This window comes from Ochrobactrum sp. CGA5 (assembly GCF_006345815.1).
In the GTDB taxonomy this organism is placed as follows: Bacteria; Pseudomonadota; Alphaproteobacteria; order Rhizobiales; family Rhizobiaceae; genus Brucella.
Genome location: NZ_VCIG01000021.1, coordinates 1 through 19,257 on the forward strand (window position 1 = coordinate 1; position 19,257 = coordinate 19,257).

Consider the following 19,257-nt stretch of genomic DNA (forward strand, 5'->3'; position numbering starts at 1 on the left):
ACAAGCGCAAAGCGTTGCAGCCGGAACAAAAACGGCTTTCAGGCTGCGCCCGAACCTTCCGTTTTTCTTCCGTCTGCAATCCTTGACTGAAAATCACACTGTCTGGGGGCGGTCTGCGCCCGCCCCCTCTGCCGGGGTTAATGCACGAGGCATTACCCGACAAAGGGCGCGGCTTCGCCCACTGGCAAAAGGATTTCGGATATGGCTAGTCCACGGCGCGATGTTTATCAGGAGATTACCAACAAGATCATTGCCATGCTGGAAGAAGGCAAGCGCCCTTGGTTGCAGCCTTGGCAGGATGGCGAAGGTGTAGCTTCATTTCCCATCCGTTCGACCGGCGAACCATATCGCGGTATCAATGTCTTGCTTTTGTGGAGTGAAGCCGCAGACAAAGGCTATAACTCGCCTTACTGGTTTACTTACAAGCAGGCCGCAGCGCTAAAAGCCCACGTGCGCAAAGGCGAAACGGGAACCACCATCGTTTACGCTGGCAGCATCCAGCGCACCGACACCGACGAAGCGACGGGCGAGGATAGTGCGACAGATACCAACGCAGGAGAATGCCCCTATGCGCGCTTTATATCGTCTCACATCGAGCGTTTCGTTCGGTTTGGTGATCGCGCTCCATCTGACCGGAAATGCGAACGCGGCGGCTGGAGAGGAAAGAAGCGGACTTGTCGTCAATGTTGTGGATGGTGATACGCTGAAACTGGTCGAGAACGGCCAGAAAATCCGACTTACCGGCGTTGACGCCTGCGAAATATCGCAAAAGGCCAGATCGCCGCTCGGCCAGACAATCGACTGTGGCACGGACGCGAAAGCAGCGCTTATCCGCTGGACAGCGAATAAGACAATCACATGCCAGATTGACGGACAAGACACGTATAAGCGGTTGCTGGCAACCTGTGGCAATGACGAGATTCCGGACTTTGCCGCAGAGCTAATCCGGCAGGGCCTAGCAGTCGCCTACCGTTACAAGGGCCGCGTCACCGAACCTGTTTACGAGCAGATCGAGCAAACAGCGAAACAGGGAAAAGTCGGCCTTTGGGCACTCGATTTTGATCAGCCGTGGACGTACCGTCGCCACAATTAACGGTGCGGTTCGTTATCAATTTAGCTCTTACGATAAAAGCACCCAGACAACCAATACGACCATCAAACCCAACAATGCGACGAGGTAGATTCCTATCCCCGGAATCCCGAATAGCTCTATCATCAATTCTCTATACATGTGCGGTCCCAACGCGGGACCGCGCTTCTTATGGCGTAGTCTAATTTTCGTTGATCACGGCTTTCATACGATCCCGCAGCGACGGTTCAACCAAATGTGGTTGCATACTATAAATGCGAGCGCCGATTGTATACGCGGCGCTTTGCATCATCTGGTCCGTCAGCCAATCCGGGCGATCACCGGGAAAGCCTTTTTCGGTCATCAAAAGATTGACCAGTAATTCAAATCGATCCCTGCATTGATCCTGATCGTCGGGAAGGATGATATTAAGCCCGGATTTTTTGAGCCTTATGATAAAATCGCAGGCATCACTTACCGCTTTTTGCAAATCATCTTCGGTTGCTGATCTCAGTTGGTGTTCGACAAGGAAACCACGGTCGATATTGTGCATTGTTATCTCACCCGTTTTTGAAAACCGGCTTGCCTTCCCATTTTTTTATTCGTTACATTTGTCTTGAGCGCAGCGGTGAGGAAACCGCGTTCCGTTTCCCCCCCATCATTGTTGCGCTCAACCTTTTTGGCGCTCACGCGCATGCGGGTGTCGATAGCCCGATGCGACTAGTCGTCAGGATTATCAACGTCACAACCCACGCCATGGCAGCCCATGTAATTGCCTTGCGTGTCAAAGTTCGGATTGCCGTCCCGGTCGAATTGTGGCCGATTGTCTATCTCGCTTTCCTCGCGGCGACGGCGTTCCTTTTCCTTCTTGCGCTCGCGCTTGCGTTCCTCACGCGCTCGGTCCTCTCGTTCCCATTCCCGTCTTTTTTCGTCAGCGCGGGCGCTTTGCTCCATCATGCAGTTTGCGAATGCGTCTGTACCTGGCTTGAAACCGAAAGAGGCACATGTGTCCTGATCGACCTCCTCCGCTGTAACGCAGCCGGCAACCGCCAGCGGGACCAGTGCAAGCAATAAGTATCTGAGTTTCAGCTTTGTCATGAACGCTCCCATAGAAAATGCCGCTTGGCTGGTTTCAGTTTTGATGACGGCGCATTCGACCGAATGCCTTGTTGTCGGCGTCGGGTATAAAGGCTGGACCTACAATACGGATTGAGCGTGAAGGGGCGGGACGAAGCGATTGCGATGGAATTTCAGCCACAGCCACCGGGTCTTGATCGTCTGGCCTCACACCCGGTTTTGGTAAGACGGCATCGGCAAGGTGCTTCGATTGCCTTTTGGCCGCAAAGCCCGAACTGACTTTCCGAACGTAGCCGTTCCAATCGCAGCGTTCGAACTTACCTTCACCGTGATAATCATAAGCTGTTGCGAGATCCGCATAGACCTCACCAGTCAGGACCGAAACCATATCGGCGGCTTCTTCGTTTTGGTCGTTGATATAAACCGCCATAGCGTCGGTCTTGCAGATCATCTTGCATTGAATGAGAGCGGCATCCGTACCGCCTTTTTGCTTGTACTGCGAATTGGGCGTCGGGAAATAATAGCCATCCGACAGGCGCACACAGTATTGAAGGGCATTTTTCGGCCCGCGCACCTTTTTCGGGGCTTCCGTTGCTGGTTGTGGTCGAGCATTGCCTGCAGCCGACACCTTCATGGCTTTCGGCTTGGTAGGCGCCTTGGCTGTTCGGGCTTCGGCCTTGCATTCATTATTTGCAGCCGCAGTAGCGCGTAACTCCTGCTGCACCTCATTGATTTTCATCCCCACTTCACGGCAGGCATTGAAAAGTCCGCCGCCCGTGTCACCGGGCTTGCAGCCGCGCCCGCGCTGGATCGAGCGCAAAGCCGATAACTGCCTTTGCAGCATCTTCACGGCGGGGCTTTGACCCGAAATTCCAGAGCCGCATGAAGCGGCCATTGCTGTATCGGGAAAAGCCGCGGCTACAACCACCAAGGAAATTGCAGTCAGTTTCGTCATCATGTCCGTTGCCCTTCGGAACTGATTATCGAACAAGCCTCAATTGAACCGGATCGGCCGGAATTTCGGAGTGATACGCAGCGCGTACAAACATCGGGTAGGGCTGCAAGCCGTCCATCATGGCAGTCAGTGCAAGTTGCAGATATAGCGGCGCATCCGGACGTTCGATTGATTTGAGCGCCGCACGCGATAATCCTAACCGGCTCGCAAGCTGACACTCGGTTGTGTTCAGTCTCTTGCAGGGGTCACGACAAGAACACCGCGAAATCGTACGCGACTTTGGACGAACCGTGAACACACCCAGTATCAGGCCTGTGTGATTGCACCATTCCAGCCGATGCGGCTCAATGTATCGATGAGTGTCGATCGAGGAATGTTGAATGATCGGCAGACGGACGCTTTGCTCGTTCCGGCTTTCAAGGCTGCGAGGATCTGTTCCATCTTTTCGGGATCAATCGCGAGTGGCCTGCCACCCTTACGTCCTCGTCGGCGCGCTGCTGCCAATCCCGCATTCACCCTTTCCTGAGTGAGGGAACGTTCATATTGAGCAAGGGCGCCGAAGAGCGAAAAGAAAAGTTCGCCCTGCGCTGTCGTCGTGTCCATCTGTTCGGTCAAGGAACGAAACGATATGCCTCGGCTCTTGAGATCGTTGATGATCGACAGCAGGTGCGGCAGGGAACGGCCGAGACGATCAAGTTTCCAGACGATCAGGCAATCACCGGATCTCAAATCTGCCAGACATGATTTCAATCCCGGCCGATCGTCGCGAGCACCGCTTGCCTTGTCGGAATGCAGATGACGCTCATCGACGCCCGCAGCAATCAGAGCATCCCGTTGCAGGTCAACATTTTGACGATCATCTATGGATGAAACACGCATATATCCAACAAGCATGTACGAAAAACCATATTCTTGATGTATTCGTACATAGCATCATTCCGACAGGGTTTTCCATATAAATATAAGCATCCAGGATCGCCGTATTACTGCTGATCGCAGTTGCAGACGGAAAACATGTGTTTTCCGTCAGAGCGTGTAATTGCAGATTGCCCTGGTACTCATGATATGCGCAAACATGTTTGCGATCGATTAACCATTGTTACCAATCGAACGCATTTCCGGAACTGAAGGATTGGCTCTCGTTTTTGTAGTACCGGTTGGCGGAGCCCGAGGGTAGAAGTACCTCTCTGCAACATTTCCATACGCTCCGAACGCAATATCTGCTATACTCTCTCAGGGAGTATTGCGAGGAGTGCAGTCATGCGCAACCTATCGATGAGCATGCTTGTTGCATCGCTTTTCGGAGCAAATGTTGCCTATGCGGAGCCCGTCATTTTCCATACAGAAACATTCGGTGATCAAACCACCGTTACCATGGCACTGACTTCAAGCTCGGCATTGTTGCAACAGGAATACGATTATGGCGTCACCATAAATCTTGTCGAAACCGATGGGACGGATTCATCGGTTTATCGTGACAACGGTTTACACAAAGCGCTCGTGAAATGCCGCGAGACTCCCGGAAAGATATTTGTCGGAGGCAAGGAATACCGGGTTGTTGCGGGCTTGAATGCGTCGTTCCATGACAAATGGAAAAATGAACTCTGGCGGGCAGTTTGCCTGCAGCCCCCGATCTCGTGAAACTGTCCATTTACATAGTTCCCGGTTACCGCTTGATCCCGTTGGACATTCCACACGCGATACAGCATTAATTGCGCCGATATTTCGAACGGTACGCAACGCGGAGCCTTGAATGTTTTTCATAATATCCAAAGTGCTCGGCTATCTGATATTGCCGTCGAATTTCATAGGTATTCTTGGTGTTCTCGGCATGTTGGCTTTGCTCTTCGGAATCCGACGAGCCGGAGTTTCGCTGTTGGTGATTTCTGCCTTCCTGTTTGCCGTCGTCGGCTGGTCTCCGCTCGGGCCCGCGGCCCTGATGGTTTTGGAGGACCGTTTTCCGCAACCCACGATTTCGGGATCGGTGGCAGGCATCGTAATGCTCGGCGGCGCGGTCGACACCCATATCACAGGCGAGCGCCACAGTCCGGCGCTCAACGAAGCGGGCGAACGGGTGACGGCGACCGCCGAGCTCGCCCGGGATTACCCTGAGGCCCGTCTCCTTCTTTCGGGTGGAGCAAATCACCTTGTCCATGACAACACTCCAACGGAATCGCAGATCGCCAGGGATGTGCTGGTGAAGATTGGTGTGCCTGAGAGCCGCATCACAGTTGAAGAGCTGTCCCGCAACACCTGCGAAAACGGATCGCAAAGCGCGGCGGTATTTCAGACGAAACCCGGGGAACAATGGCTGCTCGTCACTTCCGCGAGCCACATGCCGCGTGCTGTCGCATGTTTTCGGGCGGCCGGAGCCAAAATCATTCCCTATCCCGTGGATTACCGTACCCGCGGCAGCGCTGACCTCCGGAGACCCGTGGCGACGATTGCCGCCGGCCTTGCCACATCCGATCTCGCCGCGCATGAATGGCTGGGTTTATTGATCTACAGGGCGCTCGGATTGACCGACGAGTTGTTTCCTGCCGCGTAGACCGGATCCTGAGGCGAACGCACATTCTTCTGCGATGGGAACAATATCTGCCTGCCGCCGTTTCGGGGATGGAGGCCACACTCGAGCATGTTCGACATCGCAAGGTTCACCCAAATCCTTATAGCTTGCCTTTTGGCCGTCGTTCTGGCGGCGGGAACCATGCCAGCGCGTGCCGACAATCATTTCACGACAACCAATCAGGCAATAGCAGACTGCGCCAAGGAACATCGGACCTCCGGTGATAAGCACACTGCTAAATATCCTTCGGGGCAGGCACAATGCTGCTCGATTGGACACTGCTGGGTGGCAACCGAGATCGGTGCCCCTTTCTTTGCCGTTGCTGAAACAAGACTAAAGGTTGCCGATCTCACGAACCTGATGACCGTCAGCCACCCCTCCGCACGGCTTGAGCGACCTCCGCAAACGATCTGACTTCACTCGTTTCAACGTTATGCCTCACGCGTTCCGGCGGAGGCATTGATTCAATCCACGTTTCGTGAAGGAAGAAAACATTGCGTATTTTAACTCCAATACTGACTGCCGTGATGCTGCTCGGAGGTACTTCGTTTGCCTTGTCACAGGAAGCGATGAGCAAGGACCATAAGATGGATGCAATGGCTTCCGAAATGCCTGCCGCCTGCAAAGCTGCCGACGGCATGAAAATGTCGAAAACCCGGACCCCAATGCATAAGATGCCCAAGATGGACGCTGCGCATTCCGATCTTATGGACGCCATGATGGGCATGATGAAGCCTGCCGCCATGCAGGGCATGATGGCGAAGGACCCGGATGTAGCATTCGTGTGCGGCATGATCGTCCACCATCAGGGCGCGATCAATATGGCCAACGCCGAACTCAAGAACGGGGATGACCCGTGGGCGAAAGACATGGCCCAAAAGGTCATCGATGCCCAGACCAAGGAAATTGCCGACATGACGACATGGCTGGACAAGCAAGCGAAATGACGTTAAACGAAGAAGGAGGATCATCATGATGAACCATACAAACGCCGACATGAAAGCCTGCATCGAACATTGCCTGGCCTGTTACGCGACATGCCTTTCCACCGCAACCGGACACTGCCTTGAGATGGGCGGCGAGCATACCGAGAAGAAGCATTTCACATTGATGCTCGCCTGTGCTGAAATCTGCCGGACGTCGGCCCACTTCATGCTTATCGGCTCACCGCATCACAAGCATACTTGCGGTGAGTGCGCGGAGATATGTGCGGAGTGTGCGGACGACTGCGAGAGGATCGGCGACATGCAGGAATGTGTCGACGCCTGCCGCCGCTGCGCCGAATCCTGCAGGAAAATGGCCGCCTGAAGCCAGTCACGCGCGGGTGGCAATAATAGTGCCGCCCGCGCGGATTTCCGCTTGTGCTTCCAGTAAGTGGAAGCTTTACTTTGCCTCGATGTTGCCGGGAAAACATTGCGATTTCGTACTTGCACGTCTGCAGACAGACGTACGGTTTTACGGTTTGCTTTGACCGTCGGGGTTTCGTGCGCACTTTTTTCGGGCGCTTGGGCGGACCCCGAAATCCGCGGCATCGTCAAGATGCGGCAGGAATCCATGAAGGAAATGGCGAAGGCGGGCAAGACCATAGCGGGGATGTTTGAAGGCAAGATTCCCTATAGCGCCTCCGACTTCAAGCAGGCAGCCGAAACGATCAAGACTCGGTCCGGCGACGCGCTCATTAAGGAATTTCCCGCCATGTCGCTCGGCCCGCCGTCAGCTGCGAAAACCGAAATTGAACTGTCGCATGACGAGTTTGACGCACTCGCCCGCAAGGTCGCTGAGTTTGCCGCCGTTGTTTCCGCATCGGCGGACAAGGCACCGGACGGAATATCGCAGGACATGCGGATGGGCGCTTCGGTGTCCACTACGGGCAGCAGTCTTCTTTGGAAACGCAGGGCAGGTCGGGACGAAAAACAAGACATCAGCAAGATTCCGGCCGAGCATGCCTTTCATCTCATGATGCAGGAATGTTCGGCCTGTCACACCAAATTTCGGGAAAAGGTCCAGTAACAGTCGGCATTTGCCGTCAACGCCAATGAATTGTGCACGGAGAGCCTACCATGTTCGTTCAACCGATCGATTACATCCTTGCAGCCTGGTTTGTCCTCGCCGCAATCAGCACGGCCTACGTGGCGTGGGACCAATTCCACAACAATCCCGAACCGGCCGTGATGAAGTGGGGTTTCATTCTCGTCACCCTCTATCTCGGACCTGTCGGCCTCCTGCTCTACGTGCTGGCCGACAAGGAGCCGAGACCCGGCACCCATGAAGAATTCATACAGCCGCTGTGGAAGCAGGGCATCGGCAGCACCATTCACTGTGTCGCGGGCGACGCCACCGGGATCATCATCGCGGCCACCATCACTGCAGTGATCGGTTTGCCCATGTGGGTGGACATTATCATCGAGTATATCGCTGGCTTTGCCGTGGGCCTGTTCATCTTTCAGGCGCTGTTCATGAAGAACATGATGGGCGGTACCTATTGGGAGAATGTCCGCAACTCGTTCATGCCTGAATTCATCAGCATGAACGCCATGATGGCGGGGATGGCTCCGGTAATGGCCATACTGATGATGGGCCGCGACATGCGTGCCATGTGGCCGGGAGAACTCCTGTTCTGGGGAGTCATGGCTCTCGGCATCGGTGTCGGTTTCGCGGTGGCGTATCCCTTCAATGTCTGGCTGGTCTCCAAAGGACTCAAGCACGGCCTGATGACCGAGCGCAAGGAGCGCGTGGCGCAAGCAGCGCATGCCCACCACGCAAAAGCAAAGTCGAGTGCGCACGAAGGACACAGTGCGCCTGATCAGGACAACCAACCGCAACAAGGCAAACATGGGCAGGACAAGAAATCCGCTCACGGCCAACACAGCGGGGGTCTGCCTCCCGCTTTCGCCCCGACACGCACGCAGGTTGCCGCAATGGCGACATTCACCACATTGATGCTGGTCGGCGGCTTCGCGTATCCGTTTACCAAGGTCAACATGCAGCTCACGGCGCACGAAGTCGGCGGCACGATTATGGCTCCGGGTATGATCATGGATTTCGACACCCCGGCCGATTCCATGCGCGACATGGCTGCCGTCGATCCTCGACTTACAGCCTTCAAGGCCGAAGATGATGCCCAGGGAGGCAAGGTGTTGGAACCCCGCATCGAAGATGGAGTGAAGGTGTTCGATCTCGAGGCGTCGGTCATCCGGTGGTCGATCCTGCCCGGAGAAACGGTCGAGGCGTATGCCTATAACGGCGAGGTGCCGGGTCCCACGCTTCGCGTGACCGAGGGCGACCGCATCCGCATCAATGTCACCAATAAGCTGCCCGAAAGCACCACGATCCATTGGCACGGGCTGATCCTGCCCAACGAGATGGACGGTCCCGCTGAAATCACGCAGGAGCCGATCCAACCGGGCAAGAGCTTCACGTATGAGTATACCGTTGGACAGCACGGCACCTATTTCTATCACACGCACGACCATGTCGATCGCCAGCAGTCGCTTGGCCTTTACGGCGCACTGATAATCGATCCGAAAGACCCGGCCGACGATATCGTCGCCGATCTAGAATATACCGTTCAGTTGCAGGAATGGTTGAAACGGGAGTGGCTGACTTTTCCGTCGATGCCGATGGAGGGCGGCTTTCCGAACTTCTTCACCATCAACGGAAAGGCGTTTCCGGCCACGGACACCATCAAGATGAAGCAGGGGCAGCTGCTGAAAGTGCGGTTTGTCGGATCACACACGACCGCCATCCATCCCATGCACATCCACGGCGGACCGTTCCAGGTGGCCGCGGTTGACGGGGAAACGTTGCAGGAATCTGCCCGGTATATGGCGGATACCGTGAATGTCGCGCCGGGACAACGCTACGATGTACTTTGGCGTGCGCAGCGCCCCGGCAAATGGCTCGTCCACTGTCACATCCCGCATCACACGACCAACAACAATGTCGAAATGAAGGGCGGTGGCGGCCTCATGCTGGTGATCGATGTGGAATAGGGATTTGAACAAAAGAGTTGTCACGGCCGTGGTAAAGGCCGTGACATTGGATGTCTCAGGCAGATGCCCGAACCGGAGCGGTGAAGCGTTTCAGCCGCATCGCATTTCCGAGAACAAAGACGCTCGAAAGCGCCATTGCCCCCGCAGCCAGCATCGGCGAGAGCAAGGTTCCTGTAACGGGATAGAGCACGCCCGCCGCAACCGGGATCAGGCTGACATTGTAGGCGAATGCCCAGAACAGGTTCTGGGCTATGTTACGCATCGTCTCCTTGGACAGGGCGATCGCATTGGTCACCCCGAGCAGGTCGCCAGACATCAACACGACATCGGCGCTTTCGATAGCCACATCGGTCCCGGTGCCGATGGCAATACCGACATCGGCTTCAGCAAGCGCCGGCGCGTCATTGATGCCGTCACCGACAAACGTGACTGTCCGGCCGCCAGCCCTCAGGCGCTTGACCGCCTCGACCTTGCCGTCCGGCAGGACTTCGGCAACGATCTCGTCGATGCCCAGTTTCGCGGCTATGGCTTCTGCAGTCCGGCGGTTGTCTCCCGTGATCATAGCAACCTTCAGGCCAAGCCCATGCATCGCACGAATGGCCTCGGCCGTTGTTGGCTTGATCGGATCGGAGACCGCAACGATCGCGGCAAGCCTGCCATCGACAGCCGCGTAGAGCGGTGTCTTGGCGTCATGACCCATTTGCCCGGCTATAGTTGCGAAAACGCCGACATTGACGCCGAGTTTCTCCATGTAGCGGTCAGCCCCCACGGAGACGGTGACGCCGCCGATATTGGCGGTGACTCCATATCCGGGAATCGCTTCAAAGTCTTGGGCGTCATCGATTTTGATGCCTTCCGACTTCGCCGCTGCGACAATGGCCGCCGCAACCGGATGTTCCGAAGAGGCTTCAACCGAAGCGATCAGCGACAGCACAGGCGCGCGGTCGAATCCTTCGGCCACTTGGACGTCGGTCAGTTCAGGACGGCCTGCTGTAAGCGTTCCCGTCTTGTCGAGGGCTACGACGTGGGTACCCTTCAACGTTTGCAGGGCTTCGCCATTGCGGAAGAGGATGCCAAGCTCGGCGGCGCGACCCGTGCCGACCATAATCGAGGTAGGCGTCGCCAGCCCCATTGCACAGGGGCAGGCGATGATCAGCACCGCAACCGCGTTGACCAGAGCGAAAGTGAGGGCTGGGTCCGGACCGAACAGCAGCCAGGTAACGAACGTCAAGGCCGCAGCCGCCACGACCGCAGGGACGAACCATGCCGTGACCTTGTCGACGAGTGCCTGGATCGGCAGCTTAGAGCCCTGCGCGGTTTCCACCATCTTGATGATCTGGGCGAGCAGGGTGTCCGACCCGACCTTTGTGGCCCGGTAGGTGAAGCTACCGGTCTTGTTGATTGTGCTGCCGATAACTTCGTTACCTGCCGTCTTGGCCACAGGGATTGGTTCGCCCGATATCATGGATTCGTCCACATAGGATGAACCGCCGAGAACCTCGCCGTCGACCGGGACCTTGTCGCCGGGGCGTACCTGGATGATGTCGCCGACCTGCACGTCCTGAAGGGCGACGTCGACAAATTCGCCGTTGCGCTCGACGCGGGCGGATTTTGCCTGAAGGCCCATCAGCCTTTTGATTGCCTCGCTCGTGCGTCCCTTGGCTTTTGCTTCCAGAAACCGTCCGAGCAGGATCAGCGTAATGATGACGGCGGATGCCTCATAGTAGACGTAAGCAGTGCCCTCAGGCAGCACATGCGGGGCGAACGTCGCAATGACCGAATAGGCCCACGCAGTACTCGATCCCAATATGACCAGTGAGTTCATCTCTGGAGCAAAACGGGCGAGGGCGGGCAAACCCTTTTTATAAAACCGCAACCCGGGACCGAACTGGACGATGGTCGCCAGAACGAAGTAGAGAATATAGAGAGGTTGTTGTCCGACGACAGTCAGAAGCCAATGATGCATCGCCGGAATAAGGTGAGACCCCGTTTCGAGAACGAAGATGGGAAGCGTCAGGACTGCCGCTATCGACAAGTCCCGTTTCAAGCTCCGTAGTTCCCGGTCCTTTGCTTCCTGGCGGGCGTCGCCGTCCGTTGCCGCAGCAGTCTGGCGGCTCGGTTCATAGCCTGCCTGCCGGATCGCGGCATCTATAGCGGTGGACGGTGTACCCGCCACCGTTTCAACAGTGGCGCGTTCAGTGGCTAGGTTGACCGAGGCCTTGACGACGCCGGGTACTGCGGCAATCGCCAATTCCACGCGGCGTACGCACGAGGCGCAGGTCATGCCTTCGATGCCGATTTCGGAGACCTCGGTACCGACCTCATATCCTGCGCCTTGAATGGCGGCCATGACCTCTTGAGTTTTCATCGGACCATTGAAGCCAACCGCAGCCGTTTCAGTGGCGAGATTTACCGAGGCCGACATTACTCCGGGAACTTTGGCGATCGCCATTTCCACGCGGCGTACGCAGGAAGCGCAAGTCATGCCTTCGATCCGTCTTGCCGAGGATGAAACCGATCAATTGTCCGCCTGCCACCCCGCCCAATGTGCCCATCACGGCATTCCAGAACGCACCCACATCAGCGACATGAACGATTTTCCCGAACACGGAACCGCCGAGAAATCCGCCTAATAATTGAGCAATAAGAGAAACCATTAGCTTCCTAATAGTCGAACTTGGATCAATACAGGAAGAGGCTATTAAATAATGCTTCCTGCTTCTTAGGATCAGTTTTGGACTGCAAATCTGTCTAAACATAAAACAACAGTAATGTTGCTATATCAAGCCCCATTTTCGCCACATTAGGAACTAGTTAAGAGCAGCCACGAGCAGTTGTAATCGTTTGATTGACTGTGAATAACTGCTCTTCATGTACCAATATGGTACACATTATTCTAATCGCGGATACGTTGCAGACGATCCATCGCACAAGGAATGGGGTTATTCGCCGTGAGCCGGTACAGAATCTTGGTTCTGAAAGACGACGAAACCGACGAAGAAGGCGCAATTGGTTACGATCGTCCAATGAGATCGTTCTTTTTTCAGGGCTTTGTCAACCAAGACCCGGAAGATGACAGACCGGAAATCTGGCTTGGTAACATTCTGGACGAATACCCAACCCTCGAAACCTTGCTCAATGAAGTGAAGCGCAGAGGCTACAAGATCGGTGCGCTTGAACACAGCGCGATCATCGAAATGATGCGCGAGGCAGGAGAAAAGCCCGTACCAAGTCTTGCAGAACGTCTTGGTCTTATGATCTGACACCATGAAAGGGCAATAACTTACCTATGAACGGAAAAGAATTTCACCGGAAAATCTGGGAAATATTAGAGCCTCTCGATTCCTCAAATTTTCAGGTTCTTCGTGCTGTGGCAGCAGCGAATAACGATATCGAAAAGATCGAAGCTCAGACCGAAATCAAACTTCCAGACTACTACAGGGATTTTGTCAGTTCGGGGAATTGCAATGGCTTGGCCGTTTGCGCGCGCGAAGAAGTCTGGCCAGCTCCAAAAGAGGGCGACATAGCGCCCGCATGGACCTTTTATCGCGGCGTGACTTTGCTTGGTATTGATGCGCCCGATCTACCCGAATTTGCGAGCATTGCCGAAACGCATGATAGGCTCATAGCCAAAGGCATCGAAAACGTTTTGCCGCTCATCAAGATTTGGGGCAATGGCAGTTCATTTTATGGCGTCAACCGTTCTGGTGAAACCGTCATTGCCGAAGATGACGAAGTGACGATCTTAAAAGGCGATCTTACGGACGTTTATGCGGAAATGATCGCAAATCTAGTCCAATATCAAAAGGACATGGAAAAGAGGCTTGAAGCCTCACGCGGCCTGTTTGGCAAAAGCAGATAAATGAAGCGGCCCGTAGGCCGCTGCTTTTATTCTTATTTAATCGGAACGCATGGAATTTTTTGCGCAGGGATTACACCCGTCTTTATATCAGCTGGGCCGGTACGTGCTGCCGAGCAACCAAACAGGGACTTATCATCCTGCAGAATGATAAGCGGTCCGACCGTTCCTTTAATTTCAAAGCCTTCTGACACAAGCTCCACGATGGATTTTTGCCCCTCGGTCAACTGAGCAGGCTCATTCGTGGTGAATCCTTGAGCAAGGGCCGGGTTGGACACAATAATCAGCGCCGCAGACGCCATGAGAACGGTTTTCATGGTTGTTTCCTTTTCGTGGTCGATACCTGGAGCGGCCATTTATTGGCAGTTAATCGGCATAGTAATTGCTTGGAATCCCTTTCGGGCCTTCGGATAGTGAATGACGCCGGAATCTGCCTTGCAGCCGGTGGCCGTTGAAATCAATTTTTCCGCGTCATTACTCCAAATCGACAATTCATCGTTGTAAGTTAGCGTGGCTTCCGTCTTTGCTGTCCTGTCCCAAGAAACTTGTACGTCCGAGCCTTTGAATTGTACCGTCTTCACTTCCTTTGTCGTAACTGTATTCACGTCACTGCTTGAAGTCGTGGAACATGCAGAAACAGTCATCGCAAGAGCGGTCAGAGCAATAAAATTCGTACACGGTTTCAAAAGGTTCTCCAATTCTTTCAGTCTTATCCTAACGCGCAATCTTCGTTGCTTCGCTAGTCATTTTTATCATGGCGCATCGAGCGAATGACAGTCGCAATATTGTCTTCGTCAACTTCTGTCGCAAAATCGCGCATCAAGTGGTTTTTGGCTAACTCGTGGAGCGCTTGAAGCACTTCGATTTGGACCCATCCCGCATCCACGCCACGATCTGTCAGCGCTATAAAGGCATCTTCCAGAGCCTCTTGGCAGTGAATATCGCGGTCGGGATAATCGCCAAGTTTGCGCGGCCCGCGTATTTTCTGTTCTTCGCTCATGGTTTCGTTCCCATCTTTTAAGCTATTCAAACCAAGCAGAATATAATTCAGGACAAACCGCTGTCGCGACCGCGCTCTATTCGCTTTGCTCACCGAGCCAGCAAGCCGTCTCGGCCCATGCGGGTAACGATCGCTTTTGCAATCATGCCATTTTTTCGTGCGATGACACAAAAACACGTCTGGCACGTTTATGCAGTATGGCGCGTTCAATTAAATCTTCGCAAACCGTTTTCGACCCAATGCCGGAACGCATAGAGCCGTGTCTGGCGCTGTTGGTTCCACGCCCGCCAAAAGGGCCAGATTGGGGTTTTGAGGTCAAATGGGATGGCTATCGTCTTGCGATCCACGTTGAGCCGAACCGCCTGCGTGTCCTGACCCGTGGCGGTCATGACTGGACGCCCCGATTCAACCACATCGCGCAAGCCGCTCTGGATCTCGGCCACGCTTCAATGATCCTTGATGGTGAGGCTGTTGTACTTGATGATAGCGGGCGGTCTGATTTCGGAGCCTTGCAACGGGCGCTTGGTGGCCGTGGCGGCAAGCGCTTTGCCGCTGAATCCCTCTTTTACGTCTTCGATCTTCTCTATCTGGACGGGCGCGATCTGACAGGCATGCCCTTGCGCGAGCGGCGCGCAAAGCTCGCCAGTCTGCTTAGCGCAAGACCCTCGCCGGTCATCCGCTTTTCCGAGACAATGGAAGCCGATGGAGAGGCATTTTTCAAAATCGCATGCGCACATGATCTGGAGGGCATTATCGCCAAAAGGCTTGATAGCCCTTACAGACCGGGGAGACATGGCGAATGGCAGAAAATCAAATGCATCCAGAGCGACAGCTTTGTCATTGTCGGCTTTGAGCCGTCCACGACGATGCGCGGCGCAATTTCCCGGCTTTTGCTTGGAGCGCGCAAAGGCAAAAGCCTTGTTTATGTCGGTGGCGTCGGAACCGGTTTCAGCCATAAAATGGCCCGCGACCTGAAAATGCGCCTGGAAGCTATTCCGGTCACAAAACCGCCCGTTGCACTCAAACGCAAAAATGCGGTGTTCGCCCGGCCCGAATACATCGCTGAAATCGAATATCGGGCTTGGACAGACGATGGCAAGTTGCGCCACGCTTCGTTCAAGGGGCTTCGCGAGGCTGCCGACAATGCCGATATTTTCGAGATAAAGGGGGACACGTGACGATAGCGCCTATGCCAATCCACCGACAAAACCGCTCATTTCATCGAGCCGCACTTTCGCCAGACGTACCCGGCCCTTGCAGCCCCGTGCACGGCATGTCGATTGTGCTTCCACCTCGTCAATATAACGCTGGCTTGCTTCGGCATCGGTGCATAGGATCTCACGCGTCAGATAATGCACATGCCCGCAAATGCGGCATCGTGCTTCAAGCTTGTCCGTATCGCTCAAGTCGCTTGCGCGCAGTTGTTGTTTCCATCCCATAATGTCACCAAAAATCTTCCGCTGAAGGAATACGGGTAAAGCTGATCTTTCCTCCTGCATGACCGCCTTTCGGCGGTCGCCATTCGCCAACGCTCACCACCGTACCGGCATAGCGCGTGTTCAGACGATCTATCGCCATCGATGCGGATTCCCATCGACGCCGTTGACGATCATCATTGTTCAGCAAGTCCAACTGGCGTTCGCTGGCGTCGGAAAGATCGTAAAGCGTTACACCAACCCGGAAGATTGTCAGCCCACGCGGATAGGTCTTTGCGACCTCGGCCCAAAGTTCCGCCAGCGCTGACAATATGGCTTGGTCGTCATTGACGACCGGCAATTGCCGCTTGCCCATCCAAGACCCGTCCCGGATCGATAGCCAAAGCCAAAGACCGGACGCATAGAAATTTTCACGGCGCATCCGCCGCGCCGCTTTTGTCAAAAGCAGGCGAGTGATTTCCGATGCGCCGCTTATCGTCCGGCTGTCTGGTGGAAGAACGCGGCCATGACCGAACATGCCCCGCTTGGACGCGGGAGCCTGAATATCGTAGCCATGCAGCGCATACCACATGCGCTCGCCGGTTACGTTGCCCCACAGCTTGCGCATGTGTTTTGGCTGAATTGCGTAAAGCTGTTCAGTCGTGAAAATTCCAGCCCGATAAAGCCGTTTCGCCATATTGCCACCGACGCCGGGAATATCTTCCATATTCACGGCCATCAGTGGCGCGGGCATCGCTTCGGGACGCCAGATCGCCACGCCATTGCCATAGCCGCCCGCGTCGCTACGCTTGCTTGCCTTGCAGGCCATCTTCGCAAGCTGGCGGTTGGCTGCAAATCCCATGCTGCATGTGATCCATGGCCCTACCAGCTCAAAGATTGCATCCTTGACCTTGCGGGCCAGCCCTTCGGGGTCCGCACGGGCATTTTCATCAAGCCGACACGTCAGCTCGTCGATGGATTTTGCCGTATCAATGGGAATGACGGCTTCAATTTCCGACAACAAGGCATTATGCGCCCGTCGATAAAGATCCGGCTTTTGCGGCACAAGAACAATGTCCGGACACAGCCGCTTTGCTTCATCGACCGGCATCACATTCTTGACGCCACGTATCTTTGCTTCGCGCGAACAAGCGATAATTGACGTGCGCGTTGTCCCTTCAAACGGCACAACGCCAACCGGACGACCACGCAGCCGCTTGTCTGCCAGCATTTCGACCGATGCAAAAAATCCGTCGAAATCCATATAGACCCGTTCAATGGTCGCTGGCTTGCGCATTGTTACTCCGTAGCAAGGACAAACGAACCCGTTCCGACGCACATTGCGCGCAGGAAATCATTCCGTTTCTGTGGCGATGTTCCTATTATGTTCTCATGTGTGCCGGTGTCAACTGGCAAGCGGAAATGTGCTAATAATGGTTAAATTCGGACCAATCTCGTTTGACCAGGCGCAGCTTTGCTTTGCGCTTGGTCAAGCGTAACCGAGCGTGTCTTCCTTTAATGAAAAGGCTCTAATCGTTGGCGGAACTGTCCGGCGCAAACAGAACCGGGCCGCTGTTACGCGAAAAGCCCGCAGGCTGGCTGTTATAGTAATAGCTCAGCGTGAGCGCCGCAGATTGCAAAGCCGCTTCGATCCCTTCGCGGTTCGCAAGCTCGATCAGAGCATTCCTGAAAGCATCTGCAAGTTCGGGGTTATCCATGCGCAAAGTGTACTCATCCTCGCCGCAAATGCCAAATTCCCGTTACCAGACTGGTTAACTCCGCCCGATTGGACAGGATGCGGAAATCAGCGAACAATCTGGCACTTTGCCCGAGAACAAAGAAACAGGAGCGTTGACGATACCAGCCCCAAACCTTCGCAAGAGCCGTTTTCCTAGCGGTTGAGCCGGTAGCGCAGCCTCGTTTTTCTCCAAAGAGATCAAGGCCGGCTACAATCCCTTCGAACGCAAAATCTGGACCGCCGCGCGCGTGTCGCAAGGCCACGGTTATGCGGTTACGCAACGTCAATTTTCCCCGGCCTGACGGCCTTCCTCGCGCCCGCTTACGCTCCAAAATTGACTTAACCGAACCTTGCGCCCCGCGCTTTTACGGCAGTCTTACCGATTTGCACGAAGGGAATTGGCCCTCGATCAAGGAGAAAGAACATGGCTACCATCGGTTACGTCACCCGCAAGGAAAACGGCTCTTACGAAGGCCATCTGCGCACTCTTACACTCAACGCACCCGTCACCTTTGTTCCGATCGAACGCACGAGCGAAAAAGCCCCTGATTTCCGCATCCTGTCCAACCGCTCGGAAGTTGGAGCCGCATGGATCAAGAAAGGGCAGCAGAGCGGAAGCGAATACGTCTCCGTCACCATCGATACCCCCGAATTGCCGCATCGCATCATCGCCAATCTCGGCCAAGCCGCAGGGCAGGACGACCCGGACGTGTTCGCCATCATCTGGAACCGCCCATAAGCGGCCAATTACAAAATAAGCCCGCCAGAACGGCGGGCTTTTTGTCATGCTCTGCTACGCCTTTGGGCTTTTGGCTTATGAAAGATAGTAACGATTAGCATCTAATCTCACAAAGCTGTTATGTTGAAATACTCTGTGTTAGCGTCTCAGTGTATCACGGTCACTGGACTTTATTAGGGGATGCTCATGAAGAAGAGTTCGATCTTTCTCTTTGCACTAGCCAATATCGCATATTCCACCTCTGTAAGCGCACAGGACACAAACATAAATCAGACGATTGATGATCTTTTAGGGGATCACACCAAATACCAAACGGTCATCCACGCCTTACAGAAAGCCGTTTCCGCACATGATGCTAACGCCGTGGCCGGGCTTGTGAGTTACCCGATTGGCGTTAAGGTCCATGGTAAGGAAGTGCATATCAAAACTGCCAAAGACTTTGCTCAGCACTACGATGGCATTATTACGCCCGCCATTACCAAGGCGATCACTTCGCAGAAGTATGAAGATCTGTTCGTCAATTATAAGGGAATAATGTTCGGAAACGGTCAAATCTGGATAAACGGCATCTGCCACGATAACCAATGCAAAAATTTTGACGTCAAGGTGATTTCCATCCAAGAGCCATCGTGAATAGCGACTTCAAGCTCATAAAACCGTCAAAAGCATAATTTTTCAGAATATTAGGAAGCCCGCTTTTAGCGGGCTTATTATTTTCCTTTTTTCTTTTGCCCCTATCGCCAGTGCAATTTTCCGTCAATGGACAAGCGCAAAGCGTTGCAGCCGGAACAAAAACGGCTTTCAGGCTGCGCCCGAACCTTCCGTTTTTCTTCCGTCTGCAATCCTT

Annotated in this window: 26 protein-coding genes; 15 read left to right on the forward strand and 11 right to left on the reverse strand. The window is 54.5% G+C overall.

Going from position 1 to position 19,257, the window contains the following annotated elements; translation table 11 throughout:
- Positions 1 to 201: 201 nt before the first annotated feature.
- The gene (locus FJQ48_RS22740) at positions 202 to 699 is read left to right on the forward strand and encodes an ArdC family protein (RefSeq protein WP_125302250.1); all 498 of its coding nucleotides are present in this window, start codon (positions 202 to 204) and stop codon (positions 697 to 699) included.
- Positions 689 to 1,093 (forward strand): thermonuclease family protein, encoded by a 405-nt coding sequence (locus FJQ48_RS12465; protein WP_235824469.1) that lies wholly within the window; start codon positions 689 to 691, stop codon positions 1,091 to 1,093. Before FJQ48_RS22740 ends, FJQ48_RS12465 begins: the two co-directional genes overlap by 11 nt.
- A 178-nt stretch (positions 1,094 to 1,271) precedes the next feature.
- Here the strand turns inward: FJQ48_RS12465 and FJQ48_RS12470 are convergent, their stop codons facing one another.
- From FJQ48_RS12470 to FJQ48_RS12485, 4 genes are all read right to left on the reverse strand, one after another.
- On the reverse strand, positions 1,272 to 1,622 hold the full coding sequence (locus FJQ48_RS12470) for a hypothetical protein (protein ID WP_125302256.1): 351 nt from the start codon (positions 1,620 to 1,622) through the stop codon (positions 1,272 to 1,274).
- 167 nt (positions 1,623 to 1,789) lie between these two features.
- Complete coding sequence (locus FJQ48_RS12475) at positions 1,790 to 2,167, reverse strand: hypothetical protein (RefSeq protein WP_125302258.1); 378 nt, start codon at positions 2,165 to 2,167, stop codon at positions 1,790 to 1,792.
- Positions 2,168 to 2,201: 34 nt separating this feature from the next.
- The gene (locus FJQ48_RS12480; RefSeq protein ID WP_125302261.1) at positions 2,202 to 3,104 is read right to left on the reverse strand and encodes a DUF2865 domain-containing protein; all 903 of its coding nucleotides are present in this window, start codon (positions 3,102 to 3,104) and stop codon (positions 2,202 to 2,204) included.
- A 303-nt stretch (positions 3,105 to 3,407) separates the two neighbouring features.
- A complete protein-coding gene (locus FJQ48_RS12485) occupies positions 3,408 to 3,995 on the reverse strand; it encodes a recombinase family protein (RefSeq protein WP_125302263.1) in 588 nt (195 codons plus the stop codon).
- A 366-nt stretch (positions 3,996 to 4,361) separates the two neighbouring features.
- On the opposite strand from FJQ48_RS12485, the gene FJQ48_RS12490 reads away from it, so the two are divergent.
- The 7 genes from FJQ48_RS12490 to FJQ48_RS12520 all read left to right on the forward strand — a co-directional run bounded on the left by FJQ48_RS12490 (position 4,362) and on the right by FJQ48_RS12520 (position 9,659).
- Complete coding sequence (locus FJQ48_RS12490; RefSeq protein WP_125302265.1) at positions 4,362 to 4,742, forward strand: hypothetical protein; 381 nt, start codon at positions 4,362 to 4,364, stop codon at positions 4,740 to 4,742.
- A 112-nt stretch (positions 4,743 to 4,854) separates the two neighbouring features.
- The gene (locus FJQ48_RS12495) at positions 4,855 to 5,649 is read left to right on the forward strand and encodes a YdcF family protein (protein ID WP_125302268.1); all 795 of its coding nucleotides are present in this window, start codon (positions 4,855 to 4,857) and stop codon (positions 5,647 to 5,649) included.
- An 87-nt stretch (positions 5,650 to 5,736) separates the two neighbouring features.
- A complete protein-coding gene (locus FJQ48_RS12500; RefSeq protein WP_125302270.1) occupies positions 5,737 to 6,081 on the forward strand; it encodes a hypothetical protein in 345 nt (114 codons plus the stop codon).
- 80 nt (positions 6,082 to 6,161) lie between these two features.
- A complete protein-coding gene (locus FJQ48_RS12505; protein ID WP_125302273.1) occupies positions 6,162 to 6,614 on the forward strand; it encodes a DUF305 domain-containing protein in 453 nt (150 codons plus the stop codon).
- Positions 6,615 to 6,642: 28 nt separating this feature from the next.
- Positions 6,643 to 6,975: a four-helix bundle copper-binding protein gene (locus FJQ48_RS12510; protein WP_125302325.1), complete on the forward strand. Its 333-nt coding sequence runs from the start codon at positions 6,643 to 6,645 to the stop codon at positions 6,973 to 6,975.
- A gap of 105 nt (positions 6,976 to 7,080) precedes the next feature.
- Positions 7,081 to 7,677, forward strand: coding sequence for a cytochrome c (locus FJQ48_RS12515; RefSeq protein ID WP_235824464.1), 597 nt, complete (start codon positions 7,081 to 7,083; stop codon positions 7,675 to 7,677).
- 50 nt (positions 7,678 to 7,727) lie between these two features.
- Positions 7,728 to 9,659 carry a multicopper oxidase domain-containing protein gene (locus FJQ48_RS12520; protein WP_125302276.1) on the forward strand — a complete coding sequence of 644 codons (1,932 nt, stop codon included), beginning with the start codon at positions 7,728 to 7,730 and terminating at the stop codon, positions 9,657 to 9,659.
- A gap of 55 nt (positions 9,660 to 9,714) precedes the next feature.
- On the opposite strand, the gene FJQ48_RS12525 is transcribed toward FJQ48_RS12520, so the two are convergent.
- Positions 9,715 to 12,144, reverse strand: a complete 2,430-nt coding sequence (locus FJQ48_RS12525; protein ID WP_125302279.1) for a heavy metal translocating P-type ATPase — start codon at positions 12,142 to 12,144, stop codon at positions 9,715 to 9,717.
- On the opposite strand from FJQ48_RS12525, the gene FJQ48_RS22400 reads away from it, so the two are divergent.
- The 3 genes from FJQ48_RS22400 (at position 12,143) to FJQ48_RS12535 (ending at position 13,521) form a co-directional block, all read left to right on the forward strand.
- Entirely contained in the window at positions 12,143 to 12,292 is a 150-nt protein-coding gene (locus FJQ48_RS22400) for a hypothetical protein (RefSeq protein ID WP_170289501.1), read from the forward strand. The two genes, FJQ48_RS12525 and FJQ48_RS22400, sit on opposite strands and share 2 nt — an antisense overlap.
- Positions 12,293 to 12,610: 318 nt before the next feature.
- Positions 12,611 to 12,922, forward strand: a complete 312-nt coding sequence (locus FJQ48_RS12530; RefSeq protein ID WP_247870374.1) for a hypothetical protein — start codon at positions 12,611 to 12,613, stop codon at positions 12,920 to 12,922.
- Positions 12,923 to 13,029: 107 nt separating this feature from the next.
- Entirely contained in the window at positions 13,030 to 13,521 is a 492-nt protein-coding gene (locus FJQ48_RS12535) for an SMI1/KNR4 family protein (RefSeq protein ID WP_128094989.1), read from the forward strand.
- A 32-nt stretch (positions 13,522 to 13,553) separates the two neighbouring features.
- Here the strand turns inward: FJQ48_RS12535 and FJQ48_RS12540 are convergent, their stop codons facing one another.
- Together FJQ48_RS12540 and FJQ48_RS12545 are read right to left on the reverse strand one after the other, a co-directional pair.
- Positions 13,554 to 13,835, reverse strand: coding sequence for a hypothetical protein (locus tag FJQ48_RS12540; protein WP_125302287.1), 282 nt, complete (start codon positions 13,833 to 13,835; stop codon positions 13,554 to 13,556).
- 422 nt (positions 13,836 to 14,257) lie between these two features.
- Complete coding sequence (locus FJQ48_RS12545; RefSeq protein WP_235824466.1) at positions 14,258 to 14,518, reverse strand: hypothetical protein; 261 nt, start codon at positions 14,516 to 14,518, stop codon at positions 14,258 to 14,260.
- Positions 14,519 to 14,715: 197 nt separating this feature from the next.
- On the opposite strand from FJQ48_RS12545, the gene ligD reads away from it, so the two are divergent.
- Positions 14,716 to 15,696, forward strand: a complete 981-nt coding sequence (gene ligD / locus FJQ48_RS12550; protein WP_139975401.1) for a non-homologous end-joining DNA ligase — start codon at positions 14,716 to 14,718, stop codon at positions 15,694 to 15,696.
- 9 nt (positions 15,697 to 15,705) lie between these two features.
- Here ligD and FJQ48_RS12555 read toward each other — a convergent pair whose 3' ends face one another.
- The 3 genes from FJQ48_RS12555 to FJQ48_RS12565 form a co-directional block, all read right to left on the reverse strand.
- A complete protein-coding gene (locus tag FJQ48_RS12555) occupies positions 15,706 to 15,957 on the reverse strand; it encodes a hypothetical protein (protein WP_109989690.1) in 252 nt (83 codons plus the stop codon).
- Between the two features lie 4 nt (positions 15,958 to 15,961).
- The gene (locus FJQ48_RS12560; protein WP_125302292.1) at positions 15,962 to 17,230 is read right to left on the reverse strand and encodes a type VI secretion protein ImpB; all 1,269 of its coding nucleotides are present in this window, start codon (positions 17,228 to 17,230) and stop codon (positions 15,962 to 15,964) included.
- A gap of 232 nt (positions 17,231 to 17,462) precedes the next feature.
- Positions 17,463 to 17,651 (reverse strand): hypothetical protein, encoded by a 189-nt coding sequence (locus tag FJQ48_RS12565; protein WP_109989688.1) that lies wholly within the window; start codon positions 17,649 to 17,651, stop codon positions 17,463 to 17,465.
- 444 nt (positions 17,652 to 18,095) lie between these two features.
- Between FJQ48_RS12565 and FJQ48_RS12570 the strand changes: the two genes are divergently transcribed.
- Together FJQ48_RS12570 and FJQ48_RS12575 are read left to right on the forward strand one after the other, a co-directional pair.
- Positions 18,096 to 18,410, forward strand: coding sequence for a DUF736 domain-containing protein (locus tag FJQ48_RS12570; RefSeq protein WP_038595044.1), 315 nt, complete (start codon positions 18,096 to 18,098; stop codon positions 18,408 to 18,410).
- Positions 18,411 to 18,596: 186 nt separating this feature from the next.
- A complete protein-coding gene (locus FJQ48_RS12575; protein ID WP_125302294.1) occupies positions 18,597 to 19,043 on the forward strand; it encodes a hypothetical protein in 447 nt (148 codons plus the stop codon).
- Here FJQ48_RS12575 and FJQ48_RS22745 read toward each other — a convergent pair.
- Positions 19,012 to 19,257, reverse strand: a 246-nt coding sequence (locus tag FJQ48_RS22745) for a hypothetical protein (protein WP_247870375.1), incomplete at its 5' end; no start/stop codon positions are given. The two genes, FJQ48_RS12575 and FJQ48_RS22745, sit on opposite strands and share 32 nt — an antisense overlap.

Coding starts and splice junctions, on each gene's coding strand:
- FJQ48_RS22740 (WP_125302250.1), top strand. CDS start 202: ATGGCTAGTCCACGGCGCGATGTTTATCAGGAGATTACCAACAAGATC.
- FJQ48_RS12470 (WP_125302256.1), bottom strand. CDS start 1,622: ATGCACAATATCGACCGTGGTTTCCTTGTCGAACACCAACTGAGATCA.
- FJQ48_RS12475 (WP_125302258.1), bottom strand. CDS start 2,167: ATGACAAAGCTGAAACTCAGATACTTATTGCTTGCACTGGTCCCGCTG.
- FJQ48_RS12480 (WP_125302261.1), bottom strand. CDS start 3,104: ATGATGACGAAACTGACTGCAATTTCCTTGGTGGTTGTAGCCGCGGCT.
- FJQ48_RS12485 (WP_125302263.1), bottom strand. CDS start 3,995: ATGCTTGTTGGATATATGCGTGTTTCATCCATAGATGATCGTCAAAAT.
- FJQ48_RS12490 (WP_125302265.1), top strand. CDS start 4,362: ATGCGCAACCTATCGATGAGCATGCTTGTTGCATCGCTTTTCGGAGCA.
- FJQ48_RS12495 (WP_125302268.1), top strand. CDS start 4,855: ATGTTTTTCATAATATCCAAAGTGCTCGGCTATCTGATATTGCCGTCG.
- FJQ48_RS12500 (WP_125302270.1), top strand. CDS start 5,737: ATGTTCGACATCGCAAGGTTCACCCAAATCCTTATAGCTTGCCTTTTG.
- FJQ48_RS12510 (WP_125302325.1), top strand. CDS start 6,643: ATGAACCATACAAACGCCGACATGAAAGCCTGCATCGAACATTGCCTG.
- FJQ48_RS12520 (WP_125302276.1), top strand. CDS start 7,728: ATGTTCGTTCAACCGATCGATTACATCCTTGCAGCCTGGTTTGTCCTC.
- FJQ48_RS22400 (WP_170289501.1), top strand. CDS start 12,143: ATGCCTTCGATCCGTCTTGCCGAGGATGAAACCGATCAATTGTCCGCC.
- FJQ48_RS12525 (WP_125302279.1), bottom strand. CDS start 12,144: ATGACTTGCGCTTCCTGCGTACGCCGCGTGGAAATGGCGATCGCCAAA.
- FJQ48_RS12540 (WP_125302287.1), bottom strand. CDS start 13,835: ATGAAAACCGTTCTCATGGCGTCTGCGGCGCTGATTATTGTGTCCAAC.
- FJQ48_RS12545 (WP_235824466.1), bottom strand. CDS start 14,518: ATGAGCGAAGAACAGAAAATACGCGGGCCGCGCAAACTTGGCGATTAT.
- ligD (WP_139975401.1), top strand. CDS start 14,716: ATGGCGCGTTCAATTAAATCTTCGCAAACCGTTTTCGACCCAATGCCG.
- FJQ48_RS12555 (WP_109989690.1), bottom strand. CDS start 15,957: ATGGGATGGAAACAACAACTGCGCGCAAGCGACTTGAGCGATACGGAC.
- FJQ48_RS12560 (WP_125302292.1), bottom strand. CDS start 17,230: ATGCGCAAGCCAGCGACCATTGAACGGGTCTATATGGATTTCGACGGA.
- FJQ48_RS12565 (WP_109989688.1), bottom strand. CDS start 17,651: ATGGATAACCCCGAACTTGCAGATGCTTTCAGGAATGCTCTGATCGAG.
- FJQ48_RS12570 (WP_038595044.1), top strand. CDS start 18,096: ATGGCTACCATCGGTTACGTCACCCGCAAGGAAAACGGCTCTTACGAA.
- FJQ48_RS12575 (WP_125302294.1), top strand. CDS start 18,597: ATGAAGAAGAGTTCGATCTTTCTCTTTGCACTAGCCAATATCGCATAT.